The following is a 12,208-nucleotide window of genomic DNA, read 5'->3' as shown; positions in this document are numbered from 1 at the left end:
CGACGTGCGACCTCGGCGGTGTTCGCAGGGCTCGCAGTGGTGGGCGTCTCCGTCGCGATCGTGGCCCCCGCAGGGCTCGCGATGTCCGCCTCGGAGCCGGCTCAGGCCTCGGTGACCACGGCGTACTCGCTCGCGGCCCACGACGCGCAGAACATCACCGTCTCCGTGCACGGCGCGACGCCGACGGCGCAGACGCGGGACTCCTTCGACGTCTACGTCACGCCGAAGCCGACCCCGACCCCTGAGCCCGTGGTCGCCTCCAGCGACTCCTCGTCATCGTCTTCCTCCTCTTCGGCGAGTGCCGGGCCGATGTTCTACAGCGGCGGCGGTGAGCCGGCCTCATGGATGGCGGCTGCCGGCATCGCCTCGAGCGACTGGGGCTACGTCGACTACATCGTGAGCCGCGAGAGCGGCTGGAACCCGAACGCCACCAACAGCGGATCCGGCGCCTGCGGACTGGTGCAGGCGCTCCCGTGCAGCAAGGTGCCGGGGAACGGCTACGACCCCGTCGACAACCTGCGCTGGGGCAACGGCTACGCCGTGGGACGCTACGGCAGCTGGGGCGCCGCGGTCGCGTTCTGGTCCGCCAACAACTGGTGGTGAGCAGCGCTCGCCCATGCCACGCCCGCATCGACGACGTCAAGAGCGCCCGCGCGAGGATTCGCTCGACCGGCTGATCGCCGGATGGAAGCGCACCGAGACGCGCGGCGGCACCGAGTGGTACGTCCAGCCTCTCACCGCGGCTCAGGCGCAGAAGGAGTACATCTGCCCGGGGTGCCGCGGAGTGATCGCCGCCGGCACGGCGCATCTGGTGGTCTGGCGCGCCGATGGCGTGCTGGGCGACGCAGCTGATCTCGCAGCGCGGCGCCACTGGCACAACGGCTGCTGGAAGAAGAACTGACGTGGAGATCCGCGGACCCCGTGCGCTGCCCGCGCGGCGCGAGGACATCGAGCTGCGCACCGAGGACGATCTCTGCCTGGTCGGAGAGCTCGCCCTTCCCGAGGCCGTCGCCCCTGTGGCGACCCTCGTGACTCTGCATCCGCTGCCCACCGCCGGCGGCTTCATGGACTCGCACATCCTTCGCAAGGCCGCGGCGCGCCTGCCCGCGCTGGCAGACCTCGCCGTTCTGCGCTTCAACACTCGCGGCACGAGCTCGCCACGGGGACGGAGCGAGGGCGTCTTCGACGGCGGAGGAGCCGAGCGGCACGACGTGGCCGCGGCCATGGCGTTCGTGCGTGAGCGCGGCCTGCCCCGGCCTTGGCTGGTGGGCTGGTCGTTCGGCACCGAGCTCGCGCTCAAGTACGGCCGGGATCATGAGATCGAGGGCGTCATCCTGCTCTCGCCGCCGTTGCACCGGGCCACCGTCGACGAGGTCGCCGCGTGGGCCCACGACGACCGTCGCGTGGTCGTGCTGGTGCCCGAGCTCGATGACTATCTGAGGCCGGCAGAGGCCATCGAGCGCTTCGCCGCGATCCCGCACACCGAACTGATCGCCGTGGACGGCGGGAGGCACCTCTGGGTGGGGGAGAGCCAGACCCGACGCGTGATGGACGAGATCGTCCGTGCCGTGAACCCTTCCGCGCTCCCTCTCGCTCGGGAGTGGCCGGCGAGCTGACGGGCTAGCGCTCGTTCATCCTCGGGATCAGCACCTGACGGTAGATGATCAGGACGCTGGCGGCGACGGGGATGGCGATGAGCGCACCGAGCAGCCCCAGCAGCGCTCCGCCGGAAAGGGCGGCGATCACGACCACGGCGCCGGGCACGGCGACCGCGCGGTTCATCACGCGCGGCGAGATGACGTACGCCTCGATCTGCATGTACACGAGGTAGTACACCGCGGCGATGAGCCAGGCCCACGGAGGCGACCCGAGGCCGGGGATGAGGCACAGCAGCACGATGAGCGTGGAGCCGGTCAGCGTGCCGACGAGCGGGATCAGGGAGAAGAAGAACGCGATCACGGCGAGCACGATCGGGAACGGGGCCTGGATGATCGACAGGAAGATGAAGCTCAGCACGCCGTTGATCACGCCCATGGCGACCTGGCCCATGACGTAGTGGCCCACCGAGGCGGTGATCTGCTCGGCGAGATCGATGAACCGGTCGCGCTTGGAGGCGGGCACGACCTGGTACACGGCGCCCTTGAGTGAGGGGATCGCCGCGGTGAAGTAGATGGTGAGGATCAGCACGATGAACGTCCCGCTGATCCCTGCGAAGAGCGCGCCGCCGACCACGATCACGCCCTGCCCGATCGAGCTGCTGATGTCGCCCAGGTTCTTGTTGAGCCAGTCGTTGATGTAGCGGAAGACGGTGTCGACGTCGAGATTGGGGAGGAGGCCCTCCAGCCAGTGCTTGAAGTCGGCCAGCGCGGTGCCGCTGTTGACGATCACCGTGATCTGCTGGACGAGCTGGGAGATCTGGTTGACCAGGATCGGGATCACCATCAGGACGATGCCGGCGAAGACGCTGAGCACGACGACGATCGTGATCAGCACCGCCGCCCATCGCGGCAGGCGGCGCCGGGTCAGCCAGCTGACCATCGGATCCAGGCCGAGGCTCAGGAACAGGGCGGTGCCGACGTAGAGCAGGATCGTGGACAGGGACTGCACGCTCTGGATGAGCATGATTCCCAGACCGACGCCGAGCGTCGCCACCAGCGCGGTGCGGAACGGGTTGTGCAGCTTCATGAGATCCTTCTGGCTCGGTCCCTCAGCCTAACCGGCGGAGCCCCCGGAGCCTCGGAGCATCGCTGCCGAGGTCGTGGCTGAGCAGGGGGAGGGGCCTCTCGTGGCATCCATACAGGTCGTTTCGCTAGTCTGAAACGTCGAGCGGAGATCCCGGGCGCCTACCCGTGGATCGCGGAGGAGATTTTTCGTGCGTTTTGTATGGGCTGTTCTGGCCTTCGTGCTGGCGGCCGTCCTGATCGGGACGGGTATCGCGCAGCGGACCATCTTCCTCGGGCCCAAGGACGTGACGGCCGAGCTCTCGGTCAAGTCTCCGCAGGCGTACACCGTGATCGATTCGGCTGTGCTCCGCGCCCACCCGGGTGAGCAGACGCTCGTCGCGCACGGTGACGGCACGATCTTCGTGGCCCAGGCCCGCACGGCCGATCTCGAGGCCTGGCTGAGCGACACGAGCTACAACCGGATCACGCTCGCCAAGGACGGCACGACGACCACCGCGAAACTGGTCGAGCCGACCGCGAAGAGCGAGGCCGGCGCGGACATGCAGCGCGACCCGGCCGGATCCGACCTGTGGCTGGACAGCTTCGCCGACAAGAACTCCCTGGTCGACCGCATGCAGGTGCCGGAAGGCGTGAGCGTGCTGCTCGCCTCCGACGGAAAGGCCGAGGCGCCTTCCGACGTCGCGCTGAAGTGGCCTCTGGACACGGCCACGCCGTGGGCCGGTCCGCTCATGGTCGCCGGCGGCGTCTTCCTCCTGCTCGGGCTGGTGCTGTATGTGCTGGCGATCCGGCATTCGCGCCGCGGGCGCGGCCCGCGCCGCAAGGCTCCGCCGCCCCTTCCGGTCACCGAGCCGATCGACGTGGCCGACCGTGCCGCCATCGACTCCGCGCCGGAGGCCGACGCAGCCCCCGAGCCCGCGCCGGCGCCGGACGCCGCGGGCGCGCAGCCGGAGACCGATCCCGCCTCGAGCCAGGACGGCGCCGTGCGGGAACGCCGCGCCACGGGGTCGAAGCGCCGTCGTGCGCTGCTGCTGATCCCCGCCGTGGGCGTGACCGCGGCGCTCCTCAGCGGGTGCACGCCGGACATCTGGCCGCACCCCGCCGCGTCGCCCACTCCGACGCCGACCGAGACCCAGGCCGTCGAGGCGGGCCAGCAGGCCCCCGCGGTCACCGAGGCGCAGGCCGCCCGGATCCTGGAGAGCATCTCCGGCACGCTCGCCGATGCGGACAAGAACCTCGACGTGGCGAAGGCCGAGACCCGCCTGGAGGGATCGGCGCTCGAGGCGCGCAAGACGGCGTACGCCGTCCGCAAGAGCGTCGCAGACTTCGCTCTGCCGGCGACGATCCCGGCCGACAAGGTCAAGATCCTGGTTCCGCAGGCGTACGACTCCTGGCCGCGCACCGTGCTGATGCTCGTGGAGCACGGCAGCAACGAGAAGGTCGCGCCGCTGATCATGACGATGACGCAGCCCGATCCGTGGTCGAACTACAAGATCTCGGACGTCGCAGAGATGCAGGCGTCGGCGAAGCTGCCCAACATGGCCCCCGCGTGGCTGGGCGCCAAGCTCACTCCGCCCGACTCCCCGTTCCTCGTGGTCGCGCCGGACGAGCTCGCCTCCGAGTTCGCGAACGTGATCGATCAGGGCGACAAGAGCGAGTTCTACGACAAGTTCGACAAGTCGGCGCTCGCGTTCGCGAAGTCGGTCCAGGACAGCCGGGCAACCGTGCTCCAGGCGCTGAAGGACAAGAGCGCCGACACGACCTCGAGCCTGTCCTTCGCCGCATCCGTCGGCGCCGGGAAGCCCATCTCGATGTCGAGCATCGACAGCGGGGCGATCGTCGCCGTCACGGTCGACGACTCGCAGACGATCAAGCCGACGAGCGCGGACGCCTCGATCAAGAACGTCGATACGAACGGAACCGTCGTGAACGCTCCGGCGAAGGCGCTCACCGGAGTCGACGAGTCCAAGACGGGCTTCGTGTCGGTGTACGGGATGCAGCTCTTCTTCGCCGTGCCCGCGCAGGGATCCGATGCGAAGATCACGCTGCTGGCCGCGTCCCAGCAGCTCCAGAGTGTGACGGAGATCAAATGACCGAGCTGTCCGCCGCGGCCCTTCGCGGCGCCGTCGACCTTTCCTCGCTGCGCAACCGCCCCGCTGCGCCGGCGCCCGATGCCTCCGCACAGGCCCCCGCAGAGGGCGGGGCCATCCCGCTGGTGGTCGATGTCACCGACGCCACGTTCGGGCAGGTGCTCGAGCTGTCGCAGAGCGTTCCGGTCGTCGTCGACCTGTGGGCCGATTGGTGCGGGCCGTGCAAGCAGCTCAGCCCGGTGCTCGAAAAGGTCGTCACCGAGCTCGCGGGTCGCGTCGTGCTCGCGAAGGTCGACGTGGACGCCAATCCGCAGCTCGCCCAGGGCTTCCGGGCGCAGTCGATCCCGATGGTGGTGGCACTCGTGGCCGGTCAGCCGGTGCCGCTGTTCACGGGCGCCGTGCCCGAGGAGCAGGTGCGCGAGGTGTTCGCCCAGCTGCTGCAGCTCGCGGCCCAGCACGGTGTGACCGGCACGATCCCGGTCGGCGATGGCACGGAGCAGGGCGAACCCGCCGAGCCGGTCGAGCAGCCCCTTCCGCCTCTGCACCAGGCCGCGTTCGACGCGATCGAGCGCGGCGAGTTCGCGGCGGCGATCGACGCGTATGAGAAGGCCCTGGCGGAGAACCCGCGCGACGAGGAGGCCCGCTCCGGCCTCGGACAGGTCCGGCTGCTGTTCCGCACGCAGGATCTCGATCTGAACGAGGCGCGTGCCGCGGCCGCCGCCGCACCGACGGACATCGACGCGCAGTTCGCCGTCGCCGACCTCGACATCGCGGGCGGCCACGTGGCAGACGCGTTCGACCGCCTGCTCGATCTGTTCACGGCGGTCCCCGCCGATGAGCAGAGCCGAGTGCGGGAGCGCCTGGTGGAGCTGTTCGGCCTGGTCGGCGACGCGGACGCCCGTGTCGTGACGGCCCGCAAGCGTCTGGCCGCTCTGCTCTTCTGAGTCGGGTGTCCTCTGAGTCCGGTGTCTTGCGAGCCGCGTGCGGGCGCCCGTGACTCAGGAGGTGCGGGGCAGCGTCCGCAGCCAGCGTTCCGTGTCGCGAGGATGCGCGAACCGCAGGATCGGAAGACGCGGATGCTCCACGGCGATCTCCGGCATGCGCTCGCGCCACTTGTGCAGTGTCGCGCTCTGCCAGCGCAGGATGTTCTCCTCGGGGCCCTGGCGGAGCATGGCCCACAGCGGCTCCTCGTGGTTGCCGTTCCAGAGTTCGCGGCGCAGAACGCTCCGTGAGATCGTCCGCCGCAGCAGCCGCGCCCGCACGATCCGGTACGGGTAGTCCAGCCAGATCGCGAGGTCGGCGCGCGGGGCCAGGATCGGATCCGTGCCCTTGCTGGTGTACTGCCACTCGGTCACCCAGCGCTCGGTGGCGGCGAACGCGCGGACGTCGTCCAGGAAGGTCGGCCGGGGCGTCCATTCGGGGCCGTGGAACAGGGCATCCAGCTCGACGCGGGGGAGGTCCCGGATCGCGCTCAGCCGTTGCGCCAGGGTGGTCTTCCCGCTCCCCGTCACGCCCGCGATGAGGATCCGCTGCGGTGCGGAGGGCGCAGCGGCGGGGTCGGCGGGCATCGGATGAGGCTAGCATCCGGAATATCCCCGAAGAACATGCGGTTGAATCGAGATGTGAGTGAACCCATCTCGATCGACATCTGGTCCGACATCGCCTGCCCCTGGTGCTACATCGGCAAGCGCAATCTCGAGGCGGGGCTCGCGGCCACGGCGGAGGACGACGACGCGCCGCAGGTGACGATCACGTTCCACTCGTTCGAGCTCTCCCCGGACACCCCCGTCGACTTCGAGGGCGACGAGGCGGACTTCCTCGCGGGCCACAAGGGCATGCCGCGCGCTCAGGTGGAGCAGATGCTCGACCGCGTGACGGGCGTCGCGAAGGAGGCGGGTCTCGAGTACCGGTTCGACCTGCTGCAGCACACGAACACGGTCAAGGCCCACGAGCTGCTGCACCACGCCAAGGCGCAGGGCCGCCAGCACGACATGGAGGAGCGGCTCATGTCCGCGTACTTCATCGAGGGACGTCATGTCGGCCGGGTCGAGGACCTCGCCGACCTCGCCGCCGAGGTCGGGCTCGACCGGGAGGCTGCGCTCGAGGCGCTGCGTTCCGAGCGGCATCTCGCAGACGTGCGGGCGGACCAGGCGCAGGCCCAGGCCTACGGGATCCAGGGCGTGCCGTTCTTCGTGATCGACGGTCAGTACGGCGTCAGCGGCGCGCAGCCGCCCGAGGCGTTCGCCGGAGTGCTGCGCGACCTGTGGTCCAAGCGCTCCGACGCCGCCCCCGTCCCCGAGGCCTGAGCGTTCGCGCCGCCTCCCCGTCCCCCGCTTCTGACCGCGAGACTCCATCTCCGCGACGAGACTGCAGTGAGAACGCGCAGTCTCGTCGCCCAGTTGGAGTCTCGCGGTCAGAAGACGGGGGTTCCGGGAGAGGGGCGAACCAGGGTCAGGGCAGGGCGTTCTCGATGGCGGCGACGATCTCGGGGTCGTCGGGGACCTGGCGGGGACGGAAGCGCTGCACGGATCCGTCGGGCGCGACGAGGAACTTCTCGAAGTTCCACTCCACGCGTCCGGCCTTGCCGTGACCGTCCTCGGTCTGCTTGAGGGTCTTGTAGAGGTCGGCGGCGCTGCGTCCGTTCACCTTGACCTTGTCGTTGATCGGGAACGAGATCCCGTAGGTCGTGGAGCAGAACTCGAGGATCTGGTCCATGGATCCGGGCTCCTGGCCGAAGAACTGGTTGCAGGGGAACCCGACCACGGTGAGGCCGCGTTCGCCGAATCGGCGCTGCAGCTCCTCGAGCTGCGCGTACTGCGGCGTCAGCCCGCATTTCGACGCGACGTTGACGACGAGCACGGGGCCCGAGCCGTAGTCGTCCAAAGTGCGGGTGCTGCCTTCGGCATCGGTGAACGGGATCTGGCGCAGCGGAGTATCGGACATATCCCCCAGCCTAGGAGCGACGGGGATCACCGGCTCGGGATCTGGGACAATGGACAGGATATGACTCTCGCCCCTGCCTCCGTCCGGCCCCTGCAGATCGGCCCGCTGCGCATCGACGTCCCCGTCGTGCTCGCGCCGATGGCGGGCATCACCAACACGGCCTTCCGTCGCCTCTGCCGCGAGTACGGCGCAGGCCTCTACGTCAGTGAGATGATCACGTCGCGGGCGCTCGTGGAGCGCAACGCGATCACCATGCGCCTCATCCAACACCACGAGAGCGAGACGCCGCGATCGATCCAGCTCTATGGCGTGGATCCGCACACGATCTCCGAAGCCGTGCGGATCATCGTCGCGGAGGACCGCGCCGATCACATCGACCTCAACTTCGGCTGCCCCGTGCCCAAGGTCACCCGCAAGGGCGGTGGTGCCGCGCTGCCCTGGAAGATCGGCCTCTTCGCCGATATCGTCGACCGCGCCGTCAAGGCCGCAGGAGACGTGCCGCTCACCGTGAAGATGCGCAAGGGCATCAACAAGGATCACCTCACGTTCCTCGACGCGGGGCGCGCGGCGGAGGATGCCGGCGCGGCCGCCGTCGCGCTGCACGCGCGGACGGCGGGGGAGTACTACTCCGGACATGCGGACTGGCCCGCGATCGGCGAGCTCAAGCAGGCGGTGACCTCGATCCCGGTCCTGGGCAACGGCGATATCTGGAGCGCCGACGATGCCGTGCGGATGATGGCGGAGACGGGATGCGACGGCGTCGTGGTGGGCCGCGGCTGCCTCGGCCGTCCGTGGCTGTTCGGCGAGCTCGCCGGCGCGTTCGGCGATGAGAGCGCGGTCCAGGTCGACGCGACCCTCGGCTTCGTGAAGGACGCGTTCCGCAGGCACGCGGAGCTTCTCGTCGAGTTCTTCGAGGACGAGGACCGCGGCTGCAAGGACGTCCGCAAGCACGTGGCCTGGTACTTCAAGGGCTACCCCGTGGGCGGGGAGACCCGGGCGGCGCTCGCCCGCGTCTCGACGCTGCAGGAGATCGACGACATCCTCGGCACGCTGGGTGACGCACCGTATCCGGGCGCTCCGGCCGAGGGGCAGCGCGGCCGCGCGGGCACGCCCAAGCGCACGGCGCTGCCGGACGGCTGGCTGGACTCCCGCGAGGTCGCCTCCGATGTCTCCGACATGATGCGCGGCGCCGAGGTCGAGAACAGTGGCGGCTGAGACCGTCGTGCTCGTCGACGGCTACGACGCGCACGACGCCGCCCGCTTCTTCGCCGAGACCCACCGCTCCGAACGGGACGACTTCGCCCGGGACCGCGCCCGCGTGCTGCACTCCGCCGGACTGCGCCGACTCGCCGCGAAGACGCAGGTGCTGAGCCCCGCGAGCACGGCGGACTTCGCCCGCAACCGTCTCACGCACTCGCTCGAGGTGGCGCAGGTCGGGCGCGAGCTCGCGGTCGCGCTCGGGGTCTCCGCCGATGTCGTGGACACCGCATGCCTCAGTCACGACCTGGGGCACCCCCCGTTCGGGCACAACGGCGAGCGCGCGCTCAACGACTGGGCGGAGGACATCGGCGGCTTCGAGGGCAATGCGCAGTCCCTGCGGATCCTGACCAGGCTCGAGGCGAAGGTCCTCGACGACCACGACCGCTCGGTCGGGCTCAACCTCACGCGGGCCAGTCTGGACGCGACCTGCAAGTACCCGTGGACCGCGGACAGCCCGCTGCCCGACCCCGGTGGCCGGCTCAAGTTCGGCGTGTACCCCGATGACGAGGACGTCTTCCGGTGGATGCGGGAGGGCGCGCCGGGGCGTCTGCGCTGCATCGAGGCCGAGATCATGGATCTCTCCGACGACATCGCCTACTCGGTGCACGACTTCGAGGACGCGATCGTCAACGGCTACCTCGATGTCGCGCAGCTGGCGGATCCGGCCGAGCATCATGCGCTCGTCGGACGGGTGCAGCAATGGGTGGGATACGACTTCACCCGTGAGGACCTCGCCGACGCGCTGTACCGGCTCACCCGCCAGCCGATGTGGCTGTCCTCGTTCGACCGTTCCCGTCGCGACCTCGCCCGGCTGAAGAACCTCACGAGCGACATGATCGGCCGCTTCGCGCGGGCCGCGGTCTCCGCGACACGCGAGGCGTACCCGGGTGCGAACCTCGCGCGGTACAGCGCTCACGTGGTGGTGCCGAAGGTCATCGAGGCCGAGATCGCCGTGCTCAAGGGCATCATGGGCCAGGCGATCGTCACGATCGACGCCCGCCGCGGCGTCTACAAGGAGCAGCGACGGGTGCTCAAGCGCCTGGCCGATGCACTGTGGTCCACCGACGCGCTGTGGACGGCAGGAGCGGACGTGCTGGAGCCGGCCTTCGCGGCCGACTTCCACGCGGCCGGATCCGATGCGGAGCGCGCCAGGGTGGTCGTCGACCAGGTCGCGAGCCTCACGGATCAGACCGCGGTGGACTGGCACAACCGCCTGGTCGGAGACATCGACCCCGCCGAGGTCGGCATCTGGTCGCCCCGGCACGCCAGGCCCCGCCCCGCGCACACTCCGCGGGCCGCGCTCGTCGACGTCGAACACGGCGGGCGCTGATGCCGCGGATCCTTCAGGCGGACGTCGACGAGGTCAAGTCGCGCACCAACATCGCCGACATCGTGGGGGAGCGGGTCTCGCTGAAGTCCGCCGGCGTGGGCTCGATGAAGGGCTTGTGCCCGTTCCACGACGAGAAGAGCCCGAGCTTCCACGTGCGCCCGCAGGTCGGCTACTACCACTGCTTCGGCTGCGGCGCCTCCGGCGACGTCTACTCGTTCCTGCGCGAGATGGACCACGTGAGCTTCACCGAGGCCGTCGAGCGTCTCGCCGCCCGTGTCGGCTACACCCTGCACTACGAGGACGGCGGGCCCGCACCGGAGACGAGCGGGCGCAGCAGGCTCTATGCGGCCAACACCGCGGCCGCAGAGTTCTTCCGCAGCCAGCTGCTCAGCCCCGAAGCCGAGTCGGCGCGCGCGTTCCTCGGCCAGCGCGGATTCGACGCGGGCGCCGCCGCGCACTTCGGAGTGGGCTACGCGCCGCGCGGCTGGGACGGCATGCTCAAGGCCCTCAGCGCGCAGGGGTTCACCCGTGACGAGCTCACCGCGGCGGGGCTCGTCTCCGCGGGGCAGCGCGGCGTCTACGACCGGTTCCGCGGACGCGTCGTGTGGCCGATCCGCGATGTGACGGGCCAGACCATCGGCTTCGGCGCGCGCAAGCTCTACGACGACGACCAGGGTCCGAAGTACCTGAACACGCCCGAGACGCCGATCTACAAGAAGGCGCAGGTGCTCTACGGGCTGGATCTGGCCAAGCGGGACATCTCGCGCGGCGATCCCAAGCGCGTGGTTGTGGTCGAGGGGTACACCGACGTCATGGCCTGCCACCTCGCGGGCGTCACCACCGCGATCGCCACCTGCGGCACCGCGTTCGGCGCCGAGCACATCAAGCTCCTGCGCCGTGTCATGGGCGACGACTCCGCGGCCGGCGAGGTCGTGTTCACCTTCGACGGCGACGAGGCCGGGCAGAAGGCGGCGCTCCGGGCCTTCGCGGAGGACGACCGGTTCAACGCGCAGACCTTCGTGGCGGTCGCGCCCGACGGCCTGGATCCCTGCGATCTGCGCCTGCAGCGCGGCGATCAGGCCGTGCGCGGACTCATGTCCGCCAAGGTGCCGATGTTCGAGTTCGTGATCGACCGCAAGATCGCATCCTTCGACCTGAGCACCGCGGAGGGACGGGTCGGCGCGCTGCGCGCGGCGGCGCCGATCGTCGCAGAGATCCGCGACACGCTGCTGCGCCCCGAATACGAGCGGATCCTCGCTCGCCGTCTCGGTATGGACCCCACCGACGTGCACGCCGAGGTGCGCCGCCACGAGCGCCGCCGTCGTCAGGGCGACTCCGGCGCGCACGAGCAGCACGCGGCGGCCCTTGCCCCGGGGACGCGGCCCGGTGCTGCGGACGCGTCCGCTCCGGCGCCGATGCCGGCGGTGACGCTCGCCTCGCTCCCTCGGACCGGAGACGCGCCGCTCGAGCGCGACGCGCTCATGGGGGCGCTGCAATACGGCCATCAGCTCGAGGCGGAGCTGCTGCAGCGTGCGGTGACCGCGCCGTTCTCCGTGCCCGCGCTCGACGCCGTGCGCGAGGCGATCGCGCAGATCCCCGACCGGCAGCGGCCTGGGTGGGCGCTGCAGGCCGTGGACGCCGTGCGGGAGCCCTACCGAGGTCTGGGCGGTGAGCTGCTCATGGCCGCCTTCCCGGCGCGTGACGAGCAGGGCGCCAGGGCGTCCGCGACCGACCTCTGCCGCCGGCTCATCGTGCGCGGCCTGGAACGGGAGAAGCACGAGCTGCTGGGCGCGATCCAGCGGCTGCCCGCGGATTCCGACGGCGCTCGTTCGATCGCGCGCCGCATCGTCGAGATCGACGCCGAGCGGCAGCGCTTCATCGAGTACTGAGGCCCGCCGTCGGCC

General features: G+C 70.2%; 12 protein-coding genes. 9 read left to right on the top strand and 3 right to left on the bottom strand.

Features of this window, described 5'->3' with window-relative positions; all coding sequences use genetic code 11:
• Positions 1–39 precede the first annotated feature (39 nt).
• From ACIPY5_RS02375 to ACIPY5_RS02365, 3 genes are read left to right on the top strand one after another with little or no spacing between them, the layout of a single operon-like run.
• Positions 40–603 (top strand): transglycosylase SLT domain-containing protein, encoded by a 564-nt coding sequence (locus tag ACIPY5_RS02375; protein WP_309337349.1) that lies wholly within the window; start codon positions 40–42, stop codon positions 601–603.
• A 13-nt stretch (positions 604–616) separates the two neighbouring features.
• Positions 617–901 (top strand): hypothetical protein, encoded by a 285-nt coding sequence (locus ACIPY5_RS02370; protein ID WP_400966215.1) that lies wholly within the window; start codon positions 617–619, stop codon positions 899–901.
• Position 902: 1 nt separating this feature from the next.
• Complete coding sequence (locus ACIPY5_RS02365) at positions 903–1,616, top strand: alpha/beta hydrolase (RefSeq protein ID WP_400966212.1); 714 nt, start codon at positions 903–905, stop codon at positions 1,614–1,616.
• Between the two features lie 4 nt (positions 1,617–1,620).
• Here the strand turns inward: ACIPY5_RS02365 and ACIPY5_RS02360 are convergent, their stop codons facing one another.
• Complete coding sequence (locus tag ACIPY5_RS02360; protein WP_309337340.1) at positions 1,621–2,685, bottom strand: AI-2E family transporter; 1,065 nt, start codon at positions 2,683–2,685, stop codon at positions 1,621–1,623.
• Between the two features lie 187 nt (positions 2,686–2,872).
• On the opposite strand from ACIPY5_RS02360, the gene ACIPY5_RS02355 reads away from it, so the two are divergent.
• Together ACIPY5_RS02355 and ACIPY5_RS02350 are read left to right on the top strand one after the other, a co-directional pair.
• Positions 2,873–4,774 (top strand): glycosyl transferase, encoded by a 1,902-nt coding sequence (locus ACIPY5_RS02355; protein ID WP_400966208.1) that lies wholly within the window; start codon positions 2,873–2,875, stop codon positions 4,772–4,774.
• Positions 4,771–5,715 carry a tetratricopeptide repeat protein gene (locus ACIPY5_RS02350; RefSeq protein ID WP_400966205.1) on the top strand — a complete coding sequence of 315 codons (945 nt, stop codon included), beginning with the start codon at positions 4,771–4,773 and terminating at the stop codon, positions 5,713–5,715. Before ACIPY5_RS02355 ends, ACIPY5_RS02350 begins: the two co-directional genes overlap by 4 nt.
• A gap of 54 nt (positions 5,716–5,769) precedes the next feature.
• On the opposite strand, the gene ACIPY5_RS02345 is transcribed toward ACIPY5_RS02350, so the two are convergent.
• Positions 5,770–6,339 (bottom strand): AAA family ATPase, encoded by a 570-nt coding sequence (locus ACIPY5_RS02345; protein ID WP_400966202.1) that lies wholly within the window; start codon positions 6,337–6,339, stop codon positions 5,770–5,772.
• Between the two features lie 54 nt (positions 6,340–6,393).
• On the opposite strand from ACIPY5_RS02345, the gene ACIPY5_RS02340 reads away from it, so the two are divergent.
• Complete coding sequence (locus tag ACIPY5_RS02340; RefSeq protein WP_309337328.1) at positions 6,394–7,077, top strand: DsbA family oxidoreductase; 684 nt, start codon at positions 6,394–6,396, stop codon at positions 7,075–7,077.
• A gap of 145 nt (positions 7,078–7,222) precedes the next feature.
• Here the strand turns inward: ACIPY5_RS02340 and ACIPY5_RS02335 are convergent, their stop codons facing one another.
• The gene (locus ACIPY5_RS02335; protein ID WP_309357233.1) at positions 7,223–7,714 is read right to left on the bottom strand and encodes a glutathione peroxidase; all 492 of its coding nucleotides are present in this window, start codon (positions 7,712–7,714) and stop codon (positions 7,223–7,225) included.
• Between the two features lie 60 nt (positions 7,715–7,774).
• On the opposite strand from ACIPY5_RS02335, the gene dusB reads away from it, so the two are divergent.
• From dusB to dnaG, 3 genes are read left to right on the top strand one after another with little or no spacing between them, the layout of a single operon-like run.
• Complete coding sequence (gene dusB / locus ACIPY5_RS02330) at positions 7,775–8,929, top strand: tRNA dihydrouridine synthase DusB (protein WP_400966197.1); 1,155 nt, start codon at positions 7,775–7,777, stop codon at positions 8,927–8,929.
• Complete coding sequence (locus tag ACIPY5_RS02325) at positions 8,919–10,304, top strand: deoxyguanosinetriphosphate triphosphohydrolase (protein WP_400966194.1); 1,386 nt, start codon at positions 8,919–8,921, stop codon at positions 10,302–10,304. The genes dusB and ACIPY5_RS02325 overlap by 11 nt, the downstream gene beginning before the upstream one ends.
• Entirely contained in the window at positions 10,304–12,193 is a 1,890-nt protein-coding gene (gene dnaG / locus ACIPY5_RS02320; RefSeq protein WP_400966191.1) for a DNA primase, read from the top strand. The genes ACIPY5_RS02325 and dnaG overlap by 1 nt, the downstream gene beginning before the upstream one ends.
• The last annotated feature ends 15 nt before the right edge of the window (positions 12,194–12,208 follow it).

Source organism: Microbacterium sp. NPDC089698, from assembly GCF_044749045.1.
Lineage (GTDB): Bacteria > Actinomycetota > Actinomycetes > Actinomycetales > Microbacteriaceae > Microbacterium.
This window is presented reverse-complemented; position numbering and strand designations above follow the sequence as displayed.

Coding starts and splice junctions, on each gene's coding strand:
- ACIPY5_RS02350 (WP_400966205.1), top strand. CDS start 4,771: ATGACCGAGCTGTCCGCCGCGGCCCTTCGCGGCGCCGTCGACCTTTCC.
- dnaG (WP_400966191.1), top strand. CDS start 10,304: ATGCCGCGGATCCTTCAGGCGGACGTCGACGAGGTCAAGTCGCGCACC.
- ACIPY5_RS02345 (WP_400966202.1), bottom strand. CDS start 6,339: ATGCCCGCCGACCCCGCCGCTGCGCCCTCCGCACCGCAGCGGATCCTC.
- ACIPY5_RS02370 (WP_400966215.1), top strand. CDS start 617: ATGCCACGCCCGCATCGACGACGTCAAGAGCGCCCGCGCGAGGATTCG.
- ACIPY5_RS02335 (WP_309357233.1), bottom strand. CDS start 7,714: ATGTCCGATACTCCGCTGCGCCAGATCCCGTTCACCGATGCCGAAGGC.
- ACIPY5_RS02360 (WP_309337340.1), bottom strand. CDS start 2,685: ATGAAGCTGCACAACCCGTTCCGCACCGCGCTGGTGGCGACGCTCGGC.
- dusB (WP_400966197.1), top strand. CDS start 7,775: ATGACTCTCGCCCCTGCCTCCGTCCGGCCCCTGCAGATCGGCCCGCTG.